Here is an 18380-nt window from a genome sequence, read left to right as displayed (position 1 = left end):
CATCACAGCGATCGCTTTAAACGTTTTCGTAATGATAGCCTGTTTATGATTGGTCTTATCAGTAGAACCGATCTTCCCAATGGTAATCATTTAATAATCAACCAATAGGGTAATCGCGCATACTGGTTTTTGTAAAATGCTAATGATAAATCAGATAAGTCAGAACAATCGCCTTCGCAACCAAAACTTATTGCTTATGGCATACGACCAGTAATTATTAACACCACGGCCTATACGTATTTCTCCAATCATACCAATTTAAATACTAAAAATGATTAATAACCCTTATTATTTATATTGATAAGGTAATTTGTATTATATTTGATTGTAAATAATTGACATTGATGTCAAAATTTAATAAAGATGATTAAAATTGTTAATTATAATTTATCGTATTACCGGAATATCAGGTCTGCAGTACTGAATTTCGAGAACTATAACGTGATAATTGGAACTAATAACTCCGGTAAATCCAACTTCATTCAATCGTTCGGCTTTCTGGATTTCGTGATCAACGCTGCAGCCGAGGAAGTCAATCAAGCATTTGAGACCGGATTTAAAGGAGGGCTGTATGAAAAAGTATTGCCCAATAAACACTATATCACCGAAGACGCCGCTGCCGTTCCCAGTATACGTTTTCAGATGGAGTGGGAAAACACGGAGACCAACAGACGATTTAGCTACGGATTGACCCTGAGCTGGAGAGCCGGCCGGTCGGTGGCCATGACACCTATTTTTTATATCGACGGCGAAAGTCTTTCCTACAAAGACCTCGGCAAACCAGGTACATCCGTCCGGATTTTTGGCCGTCATGAAAATAAGGTCACTTACGGAGCAGATTTTCCAAAATTTAAATCAGAGGCCAGCCTCTCGCCCTCGGTCAGCACCATTCGTTTGCTCCAGGTATTGGGCACCGTAAACCCTGCATACAGCGATGCCCTGACTTCTCTTAATCAGGTTTTAAAGACGCCGATATTTTATTTTTCGCATACCGAACTCACCAAGAACAGCAAAGACAAACTCAATATTCATAACGGCAGGCTCATCGCGTTTGAACTGGAAGAAGAGATTATTCAACTGGAACAAAGCCCGAGCTGGCATATTTTTAAAAGCGCTGTCCATCACGTCCTGGGTATTGATGACGTCGATATCGGCAGCTTCAAGATCGGCAACAATAGTCATCACAGCGGTCAGGAGATCAAATACCTTAGCTTTACCCATGCCCGGTCGATCAAGAACCTAAAAGACTTCTCCGACGGCAGTATTTTGCTGATCGCGCTGATCGTCAAAGTACTCAACAGTGGCCATGATATTTTCTTCATCGAAGAACCCGAGAATTCCACGCATCCAAAAGCCCTGGTCGATCTCGTAAACTTCCTGCAGAGCTTTGCCGAATACAAACAGTTCATTATTACCTCACATTCCATTGTCCTGCTGAATAAAAGCAAGGTCGATCAGATCATCACCGCCCGTCAAACCGAAGACGGAATGAGCGAATTTGCCAACGTCAGCAGCCGCAAAGAACTGAAAGCCCGCTTGCGCTCCGGGACCACCAACTTTGCAGATGAACTATTCTTTGACCAGTCAGAAGTGGAGGATTTTGACTAATGGCCAAGCAGACGATTAATCCCAATTCAATCCTGTTCCTTTATGAAGGTGAGACAGAAGGTGAGTTCTATAAAAAGCTGTTCGAGCGCTATATTCCGGAACGCGTCATCCGGCTCAATACCGGAAACCTGCAGGGCGTCTATGGTCTGAACGATAAGGTGAAAAGCAAGATTAAGACCTACTTGCTGAACGATAAGTTCAAAGATTGCAACCAGATCCATGTTTTTATCGCCATCGATCGCGAAGCCGAGCGACATGAACCTTCGCAATTGCAACTGCAAGATCTCGAAAAAGAGTTTATCGGCAAACGCAGCCGGATCAAAAAGATCCATCCGCTTATCGCTACCAAAGACCTCGAAGCATGGTTCTTCCATGACCTTGAAGGCATTTACCGTTATCTGGAGGTGCCGCAGGCCCAGCGCAAAATGGACGCTTTTCCCAATAAGGATAAATGCGATAACCGCAAACTATCCGCTCTTTTTCATCGCTACGGTAAACACTATCAAAAAGGCCGCCGTGCAGCCGGATTCATTGATAGCCTAGATATGGAATTGATTTACAGTCAGGTGCCTGAGCTACAGACCGCGTTCACGGCCATGAACGAATTGGTTAAGAAACCTGAAACTGCAAAGAAATAACATCACCCCAAATAAAACCTCAACGGCCTTGGGTTAGTCAGCGCAGGGTTGGCGAGAGCCGCGTGTGCTGTCGAAGCGCAACCAAAATTGCGGCGGGTGCTCCTGCGGGTAAAAGCAGGTGAACCGGCTGCCCGCACAGCTCAAAGGCAATTTAACTTAACGACTAACACATGCAAAATTCAGTCGCCCGCCAAAGGCCGAAGCCTTATCACCCTTCTTAAGACCTTATAACCTATGCGACCAAACAAAAAGCGAAATATCCGCAAAACAGCCTCCCAGCTTCCGGATCTTCGCCAGTTTATCTGCACAAAATGTAAAGCATTTGAAATAAGGATGCCCTTTAGTCCAACGGGCCCGAATTTACCGGTAACAAAATCCATTTAAAAGTAATCTCTGGAGACCAAAACTCCTGCGGTTAGCGGTCAATCCCTGTTATCTGGCTGTTTTTATTTAAAATAGTCGACGAGGCCAAGGTAAAAGTCCTCGAACCATAGCCCAGGTCGGCCCAGTGGCATATGGTATCATTAACGATGGCATTATCAATTTGAGAGGTCGCTTCTTTTACCTCGAAATTTTAATATTATCGTGATTAAATATAGGAGGGAGAGTTCTGAACTACGGTATTCTTCTTTTAACAATCAGTTAGTTAAATTGATAGTGTTCTTTACTCTACTATTGACGCAAAAAGTAGGTTTACGAACAAAGATAATTTACAAAATCCATATCAACGATTACCTGACATGTAGGGCATTTATACGTGGAGTTTACTTTAGGCGGTAATAAATTAATCTCATGTTTATGATACAGTAACAGTTGAATCATTTGTTTGAATAAGTTAATAGTAAACAAGTAAAGCGCAACCTTGCGCTTTACTTGTTTACTAACGAGCCATTACCAAAAGGTAATAACCAATTTAAACCCTCTCCAATTTTCTTTTTAATAATTTCATATCCTTACTGATTTTTACATCAAGAACTTTAGCATAATGTTGTGTTTGTTTTAGTGACTTATGTCCCAACATTTTTGACACTGTTTCCATTGGTACGCCATTAGTAAGCGTAATGGTAGTGGCAAAAGTATGTCTGGCAGTATGAAAAGTTAGCTTTTTATTTATAGCAGTCACATCAGCAATCTCCTTTAAGTAAGAATTCATTTTCTGATTAGTTAAGACAGGTAGGAGAGTGCCCGTTGTTAAGCATTTAGGATGATCATTGTATTTTTCAAGAATAGCCAGTGCATTCGGAAGTAACGGAAGTCTTGTGCTTGATTTAGTTTTTTGCCTGGTCGTGATGATCCACTTATCGCCATCTATACCAATCATAATATCAGTAATGCGAAGTTTGTAAACATCACTATATGCTAACCCGGTATAACAACTAAAAAGAAATATGTCCCGGACATGTTTTAGTCTTTGTGTGTCGAATTGTTTATTCCTTATCCTGATCAACTCATCTCCGGTTAAGACTACTGGTACTACCTCATCTCGTTTTGTTCTAAAACCTAAAAACGGATCTTTGATAAGCAACCCTTTTTGTTGACACTCCAAGACTATTTTTTTGAAATTCCCCAAGTATTTGATAGCAGTGTTATTTGCACAATGCCTCTCCGTTTTAAGCCAGAATAGAAATTGGGAGATAAACTCGTAGTCTAAACTTCTAAGCTCCAGGTCTTCTTTTTTATACTTCCATTTGATGAAGTTTTGTACATGGTCGCAGGCTGTCCTGTAGCGGGTTAATGTGGCGGGAGCAATCTCCCGGCCTACTAAAGCTTTAATTTGCTTATTATGGCGCACAAAGGCTTCTACAATGAAATGCTTTTTTTCATTGTTTCCAGTCAATACATCTTTAATGTTGTCGGCGGTTAATGGTTGATTACTTTCCAGTAGTTTGGATTTCGCCCGATAAACCTTAACAGAAATCAAATCTAAATAAGAATTCAATTCTTTTGCTTCTTCGCTGATACCAGTTGTCCTGCCTAATTGTGCGTTCCATTGATCCGGTATCCATTGTCTTTTGGTTGATATTTCCCGGCGCTCTCCGTCTACCGTGATACGTAGATAAATATATCTGTTTTCATTTTTTTGATTTTTGGTTTGCTTTAAATAGTAAAGCAAACCGAAGCTTTTTTCTAACATGTGTTCTTTTTAAATTTCGACAAAGCTGTCAAAGGTTATATTGAAATAAAAGAATAGTATTTTACATTCCTTAGATCTCAAATCCGGGGTATTACTTGAGATATGAGGAACACTTTATTAATAAGTTTTTGCTTTGTAAAATAGAACTTGGTGAGTCATTTTTAGGGCTAAAAAACGCTCCAAAAGACGCTCATGAGTTTTGCGATATTTAACGTTTTTTCCTGTTTTTAAGCAAACTCAACAATGAAAAACCCCCTAATTAGCGAAATTAGAGGGTTTTTTATTTTTAAAAAGTTAGGTTCGGGAGATTCGTACTTATTAAAAAAGCCCTGTAAATGCTTGATTTACAGGGCTTTATGTTTTTGGCGGAGAGCTAGGGATTCGAACCCCAGGACCTGTTACAGTCAACAGTTTTCAAGACTGCCGCAATCGACCACTCTGCCAGCTCTCCGGGGACAAAAGTACAAATCCGGCGCGAATTGCCAAATTCGATGTTAACTTTTTTTAAAATAATTGTAAGGTATTGATAGCCAAATTATTATTGCTTGTCCGGGTTGGATTTTTTCGATTTAAACGTGTTAAAACGTGGTTTCGCGATCCGAATTGTGCGTTTAGAAAGGTCTACAGATGCATTTAATTCGAAACCGATAAGCAAAACCATTGAGTTTAGATATAACCATATCATTACCACAATGAGGGTGCCTATTGCGCCATACACGCTATTATATGATGAGAAATTATTGGTGTAATAAGTAAACCCAATAGATGTTAGAATAGCCAGAGACGTCGCCAATATAGACCCGGGATTAACAAACTTCCAACGGTTCTTATTAGCAGGCCCGTAGCGGTAAAGGATACTTATACTAACGAAGAATATTGCCAGTATGATCAGCCATCGTAGTAAAGCGATTAACAATCCCCAAAAATAACCTTTGCCATCCAGTTTTAATTGCACGTAGTGTATGGCAGCTTGTCCCGCTATCATTATAACAATAGCGATAAGCAAAGCAATACTTATAACCACAGTAAGTACAATGGCTACCAGCCTCCTTTTTATCCAGCTGCGGGTTTCCAAAACCAATGATGACTTATTAAAAGCCTGCATCAGATTACTTACGCCATTTGTTGCAAAATATAAGGCTGTTATCACACCAATGGACAACAATTGTCCGTGTTGTATCTTGATAATATCAACAAGGGTTGTTTTAAAGGCCTCAAATGCGTTATGAGGTAATATTAAGGCGATAAGGTTAAGCAGATAGGTCTGGAAATTATTAATAGGTATGTACGCTATCAGCGTAAACAAAAAGATGATAGCTGGGAATAGCGCCAGCATAAAGTTGTATGCTAAGGCAGCCGCACGGTTATTAAGCGACGACTTTTGTATCTCTGATGCAAAGAATACCAGGACCGTATGCAGCGGCAGAGGCCTAAAACCGGGTATGTAAACGGTTTTGGTCCAGTCAGTAAAGTATTGGTAAAATCTAAAATGCAGTAAAAAGCGATGCAGCCATTTCATCAGGCTTAAAATTACTCAAAAAATGGCTTCAATTTTTCAAGAAATTCGGTAGGGGGCAGGCAAGGGCGATTGGTTTTCATGTTAATGAAAGCCAGTAACGTTTCGCCAATATGTATCAATTCATCACGCTCGTTAAACAGATCGTAGCGGAAATGAATCTTAACGCCGGGGATTTTGTCCATTATTACGTTTACGGTTATCTCCTCGTCATAACGGGCCGGTTTTAGGTATTTACACTTCATCTCGAGTACAGGCATCATTATGCCAGAGGCTTCCATCCGGCTGTAAGTTAGCCCCAGGCTGCGCAGCATTTCTACACGGCCAACCTCAAAAAACTCGGCATAGTTACCATAGTACATGTAGCCCATTTGGTCGGTTTCGCCGTAGCGCACCCTTATTTTTGTTGCGTTTTGGAACATTAGCGTTTAATATTCCTTTCGTTCAGGGCTTCATGGTATTTGCGGGCGTTCTCGCGATGTCCGGCCTCATCCTTTGCGAAATTGTGATGACCCGAGAAGTCTTCTTTTGCTACCATATAAATGTAATCGTTATGCTCGTAGTTCAGCACCGCATCGATTGCTGCAATAGACGGCATCATGATTGGCCCAGGTGGCAAACCTTTGTACAAATAAGTGTTGTAGGGCGAATTGGTAAGCAGGTCGCGTTTAAGCACACGCTTAATAGTAAAATTTTTCAACGCGAAAATTACCGTAGGGTCTGATTCCAGCTTTTGACCTTTCCTTAAGCGATTAAGATACAAACCTGCAATGGTTGGCATCTCACTGTCAAACAAAGCCTCAGAATCTACTATAGAAGCCAGTGTATAAACTTCCTGTGGGGTAAGATTTATTGCAGCCGCTTTTTGCTTGCGCTCCGGCGTCCAGAATTTCTCATAGTTAGCATAAAGGCGTTTAAATAATTTCTCGGGAGTTGTATTCCAATAGATCTGGTAGGTGTTTGGAATAAATACCGTATAAATATTATCAGTGGTAAGCCCGTACTGCTGCGCAAATTTTGCCGAATCGAGCAATTGCATCATTGCGGCGGAATCAGGTTCCAGATTTTTGCCCACGTAGGCAGCAAATTGTTCCTTTAATCTAAAGTTATGGAAAGAGAAATTAACCGGTTCCTGGTTACCGGCCTTAAGCATATTAATTAAGTTCCGGTTGCTCATCCCTTCTTTCAAGCGATACTTACCGGGTTTTACATTACGGTATTTCATGCTATGGGCGGCCTGTAAAAATGATGTAGTATCATTTACTATTCCTTCTTTCACAACAGTTTTATAAACATCATCAATGTTTGAGCCTGTTTTAATGTAAAGGTATTTTTGGTTATCAGTTACATTTGGCCCAAAAAAGCGCAGGTAATAAAATACGCCTGTGCCAATAAGCGATAGCACAACGATGATAACCAGTGCGATCCAAAATTTTTTCATGTGTATTAAGGTAGATCTTAAATTTAATTTTTTGTTCTCTGCAAAGCTATTAAACCGCCCTTTAAGTTTGTGACACTTTTAAAGCCGTTAGCCTCCAGTATTTCGCAGGCTCCCTCACTGCGTATGCCTGCACTGCAAATAACGATGATCTCATCATATTTGTTGTACTTGACAGCATCAAGGTTATTGCGAAGTTTATTTACCGGGATGTTTTGGCCACCTATATTAAAACTATGAAATTCTATTGGCTCCCTTACATCAAGTATTTGCAAAACCGCGCCATTTGTTAGAAGCTCATTCAAGTGTTTAGCATCAATTTGGAACATCAGAGGGTTTGCCTTGCGTAACAGTAAGGTTAATGCGGGTGCCAATGCTGGTAGTGCTCAAAGAATCGGTTTTAGCAGGCGATTGCGATACTACTACCACGTTTGCCGAATCTGTGATGGCACCCTGGTAGATAATAGATCCCACTGTGAGTTTAGCCCCGCGAATGGCGAATTTAGCAGCATCAAGGTCTAAGTTAACCAGTTCAGGTATCTCCACTTCACTGGCGCCTTCGCCGTTGCCCAATACCAGGTCAACCTTTGAGCCTTTAGGTATTTTTGTGCCTGGCTTTATAACCTGGCCGCCCATGCGTACTTCAAGCACACGGTCGCGGGCAATATCTGATACATAAGAAGTATCACCTACTTTAATGCCATAATTCGATAGCACGGCAACAGCCTCGCGATATATGCTTTGTTCAGTAATAATATCCGGTAATGAAACATTGGGTGCCTGCTGCGTTACCATAGTAAGATAGATGGTACGGTTTTCTTTTACATTAGTGCCTGCATCAGGGTCTTGTTCTACAATAGTACCCGGCGCCTGGTCTAACACAAAAACAGAGTCTATCTTGTAATTAAAGCCCTGGTCTTTTAATACCTGCATGGCTTTGTCTACGTTCATGCCTTTTAGGGATGGAACAGGTATGCCCTGGCCGTGGCGGGTATAGTAACTAAGGCTAAAAAATGCAATAAGTACAATGCCAATAGTTGTTGCTACAACCAATAATATGGTGTTTCGAAATTGCCTGGTTTTTAAATAAGCCCCAAAATTACTCATACCTCTTATTCAGAATTTACCGTCAAACATAACAATTTGATTTGGCAAATTTTAATTGCTTAAACTATAGCTATCTGTTACAGTACATTAAACTTACGTTTTACACTTCGGGCTAATACCATATCTTTGGCTATCATGAATACCATCAATATAGCCCTTTTGGCCGGCGGTTATACCGGCGAGTACGAAGTTTCGATAAATAGCGCTAAAAATATCGCAGCCAGCCTGGATGCATCAAAGTATAAAGTATATACAATTTTAATTGGCCGCCATGAGTGGATATATGAGGATGGAAACGAAAAGATAAACGTTGATAAAAACGATTTTTCCATCACTGTTGATGGCGAAAAGGTAAAATTTGAATACGCCTTTATCACCGTGCACGGTACCCCCGGCGAGGACGGTAAACTGCAGGGCTATCTGGATATGATAGGCATACCCTATAATACCTGCGATGCCACAACATCAGCCATTACCATGAATAAAGCTTATACTAAAGCCATTGTTAATGGAATACATTGTTTGCACACGGCTAAGTCAGTGCAGTTGCACCAGAAAGATGATCATGATATTGCCGCAATTGCTGCCACATTAAAATTTCCGCTGTTTATAAAGCCTAACAATGGTGGCAGCAGCGTTGGGATGAGTAAAGTTTACAATGTGAGCGGCCTGCATGAAGCTATTGAAAAAGCTTTTAAGGAAGACGATCAGATCCTGATAGAGGAATTTATAAAGGGCCGCGAATTTAGCATCGGTATTGCCAGGCTCAACGGGAAGGTAATCGTGTTGCCTGCCACAGAGATCATCAGCTCAAAAGACTTCTTCGATTATGAAGCGAAGTACACACCCGGTGTTACTAACGAAGTAACTCCGGCTGATATACCTGCCGAAAAGAACATCCAAATAGCCGAAATAGTAACTCAGGTTTATTTGCGTTTGAATTGCCGTGGAATGACCCGCGTGGATTTTATATTGTTAGAAGGTTCTGAGGATTTTTATTTCATCGAGATCAATACCACACCGGGCCAATCGGCCAATAGCTTGATACCGCAACAGGTGAGGGCCGCCGGTATGAACGTTACTGATTTTTATGGTCATTTGATTGAAGGCACCATCAAAGGTTAATTTCATTTAAATGTAAAAGTGGGTAAGATTAGTGCTCAAAGTTTGTATTTAGTTTGAATTATGTAACTTTGAGCATGGCATCTACAGAAACACTCGAAGAATTCTATCAAAATAAATTCAATTGGTTGCCCGACAACCTGAGCAGGGACATTGGACACTTTAACGTTTTTAGGATAGAGGAATGCTTAAAACCCGGGGCTGCACCTGTCCAATACAGTCGCCGCGAGTTTTACAAGATCAGCCTCTCAACGGGGCGTAGCATTGTACACCACGCCGATAAAAGCATTGAGGTAGATGGGAATACGCTATTATTCTTTAGCCCTAATGTGCCTTATACTATTGAAATGTTTGGCGAAAACCGCCAGGGCTATTTTTGCATATTTACTGAAGCCTTTTTTACGGAAAGTTTGCGTAGCAGCGCGCATGACCTGCCCATGTTTGCCATTGGTGGTCATCCTGCTTACGAATTAGGTGTAGATCAGTTTAATAACGCAGCCGGCATATTTGAAAAGATGCTTGCCGAGATAAATTCTGATTACCGATTTAAATATGACCTGCTGCGTAACTACGTTACCGAGCTGATACACTACGCTTTAAAGGTACAACCTGCAGAGACGCTCTACAAACACCCTGATGCCAATTCGCGGATAACTGCGGTATTTACTGAATTGTTAGAACGCCAGTTTCCTATAGAGACGCCATCTCAGCGCTTTGGCCTGCGGTCGGCTAAGGATTTTGCAGATCAGTTGTCGGTGCATGTTAATCATCTAAACCGTGCTATCAGACAAACAACAGGTAAAACTACCACAAGTCACATTGCTGATCGATTAGTAGCTGAGGCCAAAGCTTTGCTGCGCCATACCAATTGGAACGTATCTGAAATTAGTTACACCTTGGGTTTTGATGAACCGGCCCATTTCAATAACTTTTTTAAAAAGCAGACCAATACTACCCCCTCTAATTTCAGGATTGTTTGATTTTTGTAAGTAATGGTTTGAATAGCGCAAACGCTTCCGCCCTTTGCAGATATAAATTTGTGATATTAAAAATCACAGAAATTTATGGAAAGCAAAAGAACATGGTTTATTACAGGGGCCTCAAAAGGTTTTGGTTTAAGCCTGGTGAAGCAGTTGCTGGCTGCAGGTCAGCGTGTAGTTGCTACCTCCAGGAACTTAACCGAATTGGTTGATGCAGCTGGTAAAGCCGGCGAAAACTTTTTACCATTACAGGTAGATCTTACCAATGAAAGCAGCGTTGCAGCTGCGATCGAATCAGCACATACAAAATTCAAGACCATTGATGTAATAATTAATAACGCCGGCTACGGTATAGGTGGCAGTATTGAAGAACTTACCGACCGCGAAACCCGCGATAGCTTTGATGTTAACGTTTTTGGTACCATCAACGTTATCCGTAACGTAATGCCTGTTCTACGTGAACAGCAGTCCGGCCATATCATTAATATTGCTTCAATAGCGGGTATAACGGGTGTCACCGGCTGGGCAGTGTACGCAGCAACCAAATTCTCTGTAGTTGGTCTTTCAGAAGTACTGGCAGACGATGTGCGCTCATTCGGTGTAAAAGTGACAGTAGTTGCACCCGGTGCATTTCGTACCAGCTTTCTAAGTAACGAGTCGTTAGTGATAGCCGAGCATCCGATAGATGCTTACCGCGAGGTACGCGAAATGCACACCCGTTACCTTAATATGAACGGTAGCCAGGCCGGCGACCCGGAAAAGGCAGCAAAGTCCATAATCGATATTGCCAGGGAAGAAAATCCACCGCTTTACCTTCTGTTAGGTTCAGACGCATATGACCGGGCCATGAGCAAGCTCGATAAGCTTGAAAAGGAATTTAAGCTTAACGAAGAATTGAGCCGGGCAATGGCTTACAACGCTTAATTATCAAAATCACTCAAACTCAATCAACATGCAAAACAAGAAAATATGGTTTATAACCGGTGCCTCTAAGGGCCTTGGGCTGGCATTGGTTACCCAGGCGCTGCAAGCCGGGCATAAAGTTGCAGCAACATCTCGTAACATAAACGCGTTGGAGCAGGGTGTTGCTAATCACCCGCATTTTTTACCACTGCAAATGGATGTAACTAATGAAAAAAGTGTCGCAGAAGCCATTGCAAAAGCTATAGCACATTTTGGCAGGATCGACGTTGTGGTTAACAACGCCGGTTACGGACTTACCGGTAGTCTTGAGGAATTGACAGATGCAGAAGCTCGCGAGAACTTTAATATTAATGTATTCGGTTCGTTAAATGTTATCCGTACCATGATGCCATTCTTCAGGCAACAAGGCGCTGGTCACATCTTTAATATATCATCCATTGGCGGTTTTACCGGCAACTATCCGGGCTTTGGTATTTATTGCGCAACTAAGTTTGCAGTACAAGGCTTTACCGAATCATTGCATGCAGAAGTGAAGCCATTCGGTATCAACGCAACGGTAGTATCTCCGGGATATTTCCGTACTAACTTTTTAGAAGCTGATTCATTAGTGACACCAAAAAATGAAATTGCGGAGTACCACGAAGTAAGAGAAGTCCAGTCGGCACATCAGCATCAGATCAACGGGAACCAACCTGGCGATCCGGTAAAAGCTGCACACGCGATCATTGCCGTGGCAGAGTCTGCAAATCCGCCTTTGCACTTGTTTTTAGGCCAAGATGCCTATGACCTTGCCTATCAAAAAATGGGCAGGCTAACAAAGGATTTGGAGTGCTGGCGTGTTGTTGGTACAACCACCGCCTTTGATGAAATTACAGCTTAAATTAATAGGGCAATGGCACCGAACAAACACGGTGTTATTGCTGTTTATATTTATCGGCTGCTGTTGTAGCCAAACGAAAAACTAACTTATAAAAATAAATATCATTATGATTTCAGCAAAAAGTTACGCCGCACAAAGCCCTGAAACAGATCTTGCTCCATGGGATTTTGAGCGCCGCGAAGTTGGCCCTCACGACGTACAATTCGATATTCTTTACTGTGGCGTTTGCCACTCAGATCTTCACCAGATCAAAAACGACTGGTTCCCGGGAATTTTCCCGATGGTACCTGGCCACGAGATTGTTGGCCGTGTGGTAAAAGTGGGCGATCACGTTAAAAATTTCAAGGTAGGTGACCTTGCCGGTACCGGTTGTATGGTAGACTCTTGCCAGGTTTGTGAGAACTGCAAGCAAGATCTTGAGCAATACTGCTTAGAGGGCAACACCCAAACTTATAACAGCATGGAGCGCGATGGCTCTCGCCCAACGTACGGTGGTTACTCTAACACTATTGTTGTGCGCGAGGAGTTTGTGCTGCATATTTCAGAAGATGTTGATTTGGCTGCAACTGCACCTTTGCTTTGTGCAGGTATCACCACCTATTCGCCGTTGCGTCACTGGGGCGTTGGCAAAGGCCATAAATTAGCCGTTTTAGGCCTTGGTGGTTTAGGCCACATGGGCGTTAAATTTGGTGTAGCCTTTGGAGCTGAGGTTACTGTATTGAGTACTTCTGCAAATAAGGAAGAAGATGCTAAAAAATTAGGCGCTCACCATTTCGTAGTTACTAAAGATGCTGAGCAAATGAAAGCTGCTGCAGGTACATTTGATTTTATATTGGATACCGTTTCTGCAGAGCACGATATGGATGCTTACCTTAAGTTGCTAAGAACAAATGGTGTAATGATGTGCGTGGGCGTACCATCAAAACCATACTCTATCCAGCCGTTCTCATTATTGGGCGGCCGTAAAAGCGTGGCAGGTTCAGGTATTGGCGGTATTAAAGAAACCCAGGAAATGCTTGATTTCTGCGCTGCTAACAATATAGTGTCTGATATCGAGATGATCGATATTAAAGATATTACCGCAGCTTATGAGCGCATGGTAAAAGGCGATGTACGTTACCGTTTTGTGATAGATATGGCTACGCTGTAAGCGCTTATCGGTTTAATAAATTCATTAAAGGCGAATAACCGTTTGGTTGTTCGCCTTATTTATTTGTCCATGAACTTATTGGCAAATCAACTGTATTGTTCATGTGCAACGCGTAATTCCTTATCTGTTACTGATCTTTGGTTTGGCAGCCTGCCATAACCCCGAACCTACCTACGTAATAACTGCGGGCGGCGACACCGTTGCTAATAACAGGAGAGATACCCTGCCGTCGGCTTTGCCGGATAGCGCGGGGCTGTTCACCAAAGTTGATGTAGGCAATTTAAAGCCCTTAGAATTAGTCTCTTTCGCACAGAAATTAAAGGGAATACCATACAAATATGCCTCAACAGATCCAACGCAAGGTTTTGATTGTTCCGGCTTCATTACTTATGTGTTCAATCACTTCGGCATTATTGTGCCGAGGCGTTCATTTGATTTTTTGCACGTAAAACGTGATGTTGATATCAACGCAGCCAAACCCGGCGACCTGATACTATTCACCGGCACCGATGAAACAGACAGGGATGTTGGCCACATGGGTATTATTGCTTTTCATTCTCCGGATTCTACGATTTTTATCCATTCAACATCCGGCCACAACAATAAGGGCGTTGTAGAAACACCATTAAACGAATACTACAAAAAACGTTACGTTAAAACAGTACGGCTATTTGCTGATTAATAATTTATATATCTTGCAGATAGACAAGCCATATCCAAATGACCGAGAAAGAAAAAATGATAGCCGGGCAACCCTACATCGCCAATGACCCCGAACTGGCCGAAGAGCGTAAACGTTGCAAGCAACTTTTAAAAAAATTAAACATTGATGAGTTTGTCGTTGACGAGGCTACCGATGATATACTGGCCGAGTTGATACCCAACGCCGGTAAAAACCTGTACATAGAACCACCTTTCCATGCCGACTACGGATACAACATAGTGACAGGCGACAATGTATACTTTAACGTTAGCTGTGTGGTGCTTGATGTTTGTAAAGTAACCATTGGCAACAATGTGTTTTTTGCTCCTGCGGTGCAGGTTTACACAGCAACCCATCCCTTGGATGCTGTATTGAGGCGGAGCCAGGAAAGCGGCAAACCAGTTACTATCGGTAACGATTGCTGGATCGGCGGAGGCGCCATTATCTGCCCTGGTGTTACCATAGGAAACCGCTGCGTGATAGGGGCAGGGGCGGTAGTTACAAAGGATATTCCTGATGACTCCTTAGCAGTAGGTAACCCCGCCACAATTATCAGAAAGCTGGAGCACAGCGATGAGAACTAATTTTTAATAAACGCGAGAGTACTATTTTTAAACTGCGGTTTCTGCAATTGCCTGCGCAAGCCTTCAAAGCTTTTGGTTGGGCCTTCGGTAGCAAACAGGTTTACCAGCCAGGCAGGTAATGCACCTGCAGGATTTACGTGCAAGGTATACTCAACCTTTGATCGACCGCCCTCTACGGGTGCGATAACCCATTTCCCGGTTGATTCAGTAACCCTAACGATATCTTCTTTAACAGGTACAAGTCCGTCAACAGCGGGGCCGTTCACAGTAACTACTTTGGTTTCGGGATTTTGTGTCGCAGTCAAATGCGCTGTAAAATCACGGTTTGAAGCCGGCCAAGGCAAGCTAACTTCCGAATAATAGTATAACTCGTTAGCTGCAGGTTGCTTTAGTAGTTTAATTGATTTGGTGTGGTAAACCCATTCTGTACAGGTGTTTACGTCAAGCAGCACCGCAGTTATTTGAGCGGGGCTGGCATTAAACGTGCACTCAACCTTTATGGCTTTAAATTTTGAATTGGTAATGCTGCCTGTGTAAACCTTTATTCCATTTGTGTTTGATCTTAGCAGCCAGTCGGTTTGAGCAAACGCAGAAAAAGAAATACTGATAGCAATTGCAAGGCTTAGAACGTTCTTTAACATTGTAACAAAATTAACGATCAAAAATACACAGGTACTATAAAACAAATGTCACAACTGCTCCATATTCGCTGTAGGTTTAAATGACAAAAAAGTAATCTGACTGTCGGTAAACCTTAAAAAATGTATTTATTGTTAAATTTGCATTCCACAAAAGTTAACGATGTTAATATCAACTGACGAAGAAAAAGCCGGTATACAGAAAATAAGCGATGCAGTAGCTATAACGCTCAGGAAAATGCGCGAACATGCCAAGCCAGGCATATCTACCAAAGAACTTGATGATCTTGGCCGCAAATTGTTGGAAGAAATGGGCGCTAATTCGGCACCTCATCTTACCTACAAATTTCCGGGATTTACCTGCATCAGTGTAAATGAAGAGGTTGCACATGGTATACCATCTGAAAATCGGATCTTACAAGAAGGTGATCTGGTTAACATCGATGTTTCTGCGGAACTAAATGGGTTTTGGGCTGATAACGGCGGTTCATTTATTTTGGGTGATGACATTTACGGCCACGGCAAATTAGTTAATGCATCTAAAGAAATATTGAAAAGAGCCATCAGCAATATAAAAGGCGGTGTAAGGATTTCTGAAATTGGTAAATTGATAGAGACTGAAGCTAAAAAAATGGGTTACACAGTAATCAAGAATCTAACCGGCCATGGCATAGGCCGTGGTTTGCATGAGGAGCCGCACGAGATCGCAAATTATTGCGATCGGTTTAATACAACCCGTTTCAAAAAGAACTCCGTTGTGGCTATTGAAACATTTATCTCAACGAGATCTACCATTGCAGAGACGCAGGATGATGGCTGGACGCTTATAGGTAACAAAGGCGGATTTGTGGCACAGCACGAGCATACCATTATGGTTACAGGGGGCGAACCATTTATTTTCACAGATAAAAACGGTATTTGGGATTAATCTTCAACTACGGGCAGCGTAAACCAAAAGGTGCTGCCTTGCCCGGTTTCGCTGGTTGCGCCAATTTTGCCGCCATGTCGTTCAACAATCTCAGCGCTGATATATAAACCCAAACCCAGCCCTGAATACTGAACACCGGAGGACTCGACACGATAATAACGCTCGAACAGGTGCGGGATCTTGTCAGATAAAATGCCCTCTCCAAAATCTTGCACAGAAATTTTTACGGTTGATTTTCGTTGGGCAAACTCAATGATGATCTGCTTTGAGCATGGCGCATATTTAACAGCGTTGTTTATCAGGTTTACTAATACCTGCTCAATTTTTTGTTTATCGGCAACAACCTCAAGCCCTTTGTCACCGTTTATCTTAACCTCGTGGTCGCCGGCAAGCCGCACGTAATCGCAACTTTCATTTATCATCTCGGCCACATTGAACCTGCTTTTGGTTAGTTCCAACTGCCCGGCACTTATACGCGATACATTAAGCAGGCTCTCTACCAGGTGCTGCATTTTGTTAAGACTGGTGCTGGCCTTATCAATAAAGGTTGAGATCTTTTCGGGATTATTTCCAGTCCTGATCAACTTATCCAATATCTGTATGGATGCTTTGATGGATGTCATAGGTGTTTTCAGTTCGTGGCTGGCTACACTTATAAAATCGTCCTTCTGTTGCTGCAAGCGTTTAAATTCGGTAATATCCAGTACCGTTCCCAATATACGTACAGGTTTTTGAGCTTTATCGTAATAGATCTTACCTTGCACCCGTATCCAATGCAGGGAGTCATCGGGGTGCAAAATCCTGGCTTCATAAAATAGAGACCCAGTGCGGATCGCTTCCTGATGTGCTCGTTCCCGTATGTGCTTATCTTCAGGATGAAAAGCGTCTAACAAACGGAAGTGACTTACCGGCGCATCGTGACCAAAGATCTGGTTAAACCTGTCAGAAGTGATGGCCGTGGTATTAACTATATCAAAATCAAACGTGCCAATTTCGGCAGCATCAATAGCCAAACGGTTGCGCTCCTCAATATCCTCAATAGCCCGCCGTGCCATTACTTTATCGGTAACCTCAAAAGCAATAACCATTATAGCGTTTATTGTACCATCAAAATGATCTACCGGCTCGTATACAAAATCAATAAACACCTTTTCAGGCACACCGTTGCGTATCAGCGTAATTTCCGCCTCTTTGGCTTCAAATGGCCTGCCGGTTTTTATTACGCCATCCATTATCGGCGCATAAATATCTTTGGCCTCAGGCACTGCATCCCACATGTTTTGGCCTTCTACCTCGCGCCGCTTTTTGCCAATAAGTTCAAGGTATGACTCATTTACCACGTCAATTACCACATCAGCCGCGCGGATGATGCAGATACCAATGGGGGCCTGCCTTATCAGATTGTAAAGTGCCATCCGGCTTTCTTCTACTTCCTGCTTCGCACGCTCTAATTCGGTCACTTCAGTATTAAATGCTGCAACACCAAAGATCTTGCCTTCGGAGTTGCGCATTGGCAGGTAATTGAATTTGTAATAAAAGGTTTGCATTGTGCCGTTGCGCATAAGATCAATTCGCGAAATATCGGTTTGATGCGGCTTGCCCGTAAGAAAAACGTTTTGCAAATAACCTAAAAATGGTTGACTGTTAAGCTCGGGAAGGGCAACGGCTATGGGTTTGCCAATTACGGAAGAATCCCGCCCCCAGGCTTTTAATGTGGCGCTGTTAGCTACTGTGATCACCAAGTCTTCGCCGGTACATAAATATACAGGAAACGGCGATAAGTTCACCAATTCCCTAAAGGTGTATTCTGCTGGCTCCAAGTGATCTTCAATAGTTTAATTACCCATTCAAATATAAAAAATCCCCGCAATTTGGCAAGTGCTTTTATCTTATGAATATAAAAAATTTCTTAGTCTTGATAACGCGAAGCTATGAATGGATTATCTGATAGTCAATGAGTTGAGCTTTTGAACTTTGAATTTTTGACAAATGACGATAAACCTTTAGCGTAGAAGGGTATAGTTGTACTC

At 42.3% G+C, this 18380-nt stretch carries 18 protein-coding genes and 1 tRNA gene; 10 read left to right on the top strand and 9 right to left on the bottom strand.

Annotation, left to right across the window (positions count from 1 at the left end; translation table 11 throughout):
* Positions 1-441 precede the first annotated feature (441 nt).
* Positions 442-1608: an AAA family ATPase gene (locus tag FPZ42_RS08055; protein ID WP_186458721.1), complete on the top strand. Its 1167-nt coding sequence runs from the start codon at positions 442-444 to the stop codon at positions 1606-1608.
* Entirely contained in the window at positions 1608-2246 is a 639-nt protein-coding gene (locus FPZ42_RS08050) for a DUF4276 family protein (protein WP_146270149.1), read from the top strand. The genes FPZ42_RS08055 and FPZ42_RS08050 overlap by 1 nt, the downstream gene beginning before the upstream one ends.
* A 913-nt stretch (positions 2247-3159) precedes the next feature.
* Here FPZ42_RS08050 and FPZ42_RS08045 read toward each other — a convergent pair.
* The 7 genes from FPZ42_RS08045 to FPZ42_RS08015 all read right to left on the bottom strand — a co-directional run bounded on the left by FPZ42_RS08045 (position 3160) and on the right by FPZ42_RS08015 (position 8441).
* On the bottom strand, positions 3160-4380 hold the full coding sequence (locus tag FPZ42_RS08045) for a site-specific integrase (RefSeq protein ID WP_146270147.1): 1221 nt from the start codon (positions 4378-4380) through the stop codon (positions 3160-3162).
* 363 nt (positions 4381-4743) lie between these two features.
* Positions 4744-4831: transfer RNA gene (locus tag FPZ42_RS08040), tRNA-Ser, on the bottom strand.
* Between the two features lie 87 nt (positions 4832-4918).
* A complete protein-coding gene (locus FPZ42_RS08035) occupies positions 4919-5899 on the bottom strand; it encodes a YihY/virulence factor BrkB family protein (protein ID WP_146270145.1) in 981 nt (326 codons plus the stop codon).
* Positions 5900-5910: 11 nt separating this feature from the next.
* Positions 5911-6318, bottom strand: coding sequence for an acyl-CoA thioesterase (locus FPZ42_RS08030; protein ID WP_146270142.1), 408 nt, complete (start codon positions 6316-6318; stop codon positions 5911-5913).
* A complete protein-coding gene (gene mltG, locus FPZ42_RS08025; protein WP_146270140.1) occupies positions 6318-7337 on the bottom strand; it encodes an endolytic transglycosylase MltG in 1020 nt (339 codons plus the stop codon). Before mltG ends, FPZ42_RS08030 begins: the two co-directional genes overlap by 1 nt.
* 23 nt (positions 7338-7360) lie before the next feature.
* On the bottom strand, positions 7361-7663 hold the full coding sequence (locus FPZ42_RS08020) for a rhodanese-like domain-containing protein (RefSeq protein WP_146270138.1): 303 nt from the start codon (positions 7661-7663) through the stop codon (positions 7361-7363).
* Positions 7650-8441, bottom strand: coding sequence for a PASTA domain-containing protein (locus tag FPZ42_RS08015; protein WP_146270136.1), 792 nt, complete (start codon positions 8439-8441; stop codon positions 7650-7652). The genes FPZ42_RS08020 and FPZ42_RS08015 overlap by 14 nt, the downstream gene beginning before the upstream one ends.
* Before the next feature lie 135 nt (positions 8442-8576).
* Between FPZ42_RS08015 and FPZ42_RS08010 the strand changes: the two genes are divergently transcribed.
* From FPZ42_RS08010 to FPZ42_RS07980, 7 genes are all read left to right on the top strand, one after another.
* Positions 8577-9566 carry a D-alanine--D-alanine ligase gene (locus FPZ42_RS08010; protein ID WP_146270134.1) on the top strand — a complete coding sequence of 330 codons (990 nt, stop codon included), beginning with the start codon at positions 8577-8579 and terminating at the stop codon, positions 9564-9566.
* 74 nt (positions 9567-9640) lie between these two features.
* Complete coding sequence (locus FPZ42_RS08005; protein ID WP_146270132.1) at positions 9641-10543, top strand: helix-turn-helix domain-containing protein; 903 nt, start codon at positions 9641-9643, stop codon at positions 10541-10543.
* Positions 10544-10627: 84 nt separating this feature from the next.
* Entirely contained in the window at positions 10628-11467 is an 840-nt protein-coding gene (locus FPZ42_RS08000; protein ID WP_146270130.1) for an SDR family NAD(P)-dependent oxidoreductase, read from the top strand.
* 28 nt (positions 11468-11495) lie between these two features.
* On the top strand, positions 11496-12347 hold the full coding sequence (locus tag FPZ42_RS07995) for an oxidoreductase (RefSeq protein WP_146270128.1): 852 nt from the start codon (positions 11496-11498) through the stop codon (positions 12345-12347).
* Between the two features lie 106 nt (positions 12348-12453).
* Positions 12454-13497: an NAD(P)-dependent alcohol dehydrogenase gene (locus FPZ42_RS07990; protein ID WP_146270126.1), complete on the top strand. Its 1044-nt coding sequence runs from the start codon at positions 12454-12456 to the stop codon at positions 13495-13497.
* A 103-nt stretch (positions 13498-13600) separates the two neighbouring features.
* On the top strand, positions 13601-14179 hold the full coding sequence (locus FPZ42_RS07985; RefSeq protein WP_186458720.1) for a C40 family peptidase: 579 nt from the start codon (positions 13601-13603) through the stop codon (positions 14177-14179).
* 38 nt (positions 14180-14217) lie between these two features.
* Entirely contained in the window at positions 14218-14784 is a 567-nt protein-coding gene (locus tag FPZ42_RS07980; protein ID WP_146270122.1) for a sugar O-acetyltransferase, read from the top strand.
* Here FPZ42_RS07980 and FPZ42_RS07975 read toward each other — a convergent pair.
* Positions 14781-15425, bottom strand: coding sequence for an START domain-containing protein (locus tag FPZ42_RS07975; protein WP_146270120.1), 645 nt, complete (start codon positions 15423-15425; stop codon positions 14781-14783). The genes FPZ42_RS07980 and FPZ42_RS07975 overlap by 4 nt on opposite strands.
* Positions 15426-15585: 160 nt before the next feature.
* Here FPZ42_RS07975 and map point away from each other — a divergent pair, with 160 nt between their 5' ends.
* Positions 15586-16350, top strand: coding sequence for a type I methionyl aminopeptidase (gene map, locus FPZ42_RS07970; RefSeq protein WP_146270118.1), 765 nt, complete (start codon positions 15586-15588; stop codon positions 16348-16350).
* Here the strand turns inward: map and FPZ42_RS07965 are convergent.
* Positions 16347-18170, bottom strand: a complete 1824-nt coding sequence (locus tag FPZ42_RS07965) for a PAS domain-containing sensor histidine kinase (protein ID WP_146270116.1) — start codon at positions 18168-18170, stop codon at positions 16347-16349. The two genes, map and FPZ42_RS07965, sit on opposite strands and share 4 nt — an antisense overlap.
* Positions 18171-18380: the final 210 nt, after the last annotated feature.

It is taken from the genome of Mucilaginibacter achroorhodeus (assembly GCF_007846095.1).
In the GTDB taxonomy this organism is placed as follows: domain Bacteria; phylum Bacteroidota; class Bacteroidia; order Sphingobacteriales; family Sphingobacteriaceae; genus Mucilaginibacter; species Mucilaginibacter achroorhodeus.
This window is presented reverse-complemented; position numbering and strand designations above follow the sequence as displayed.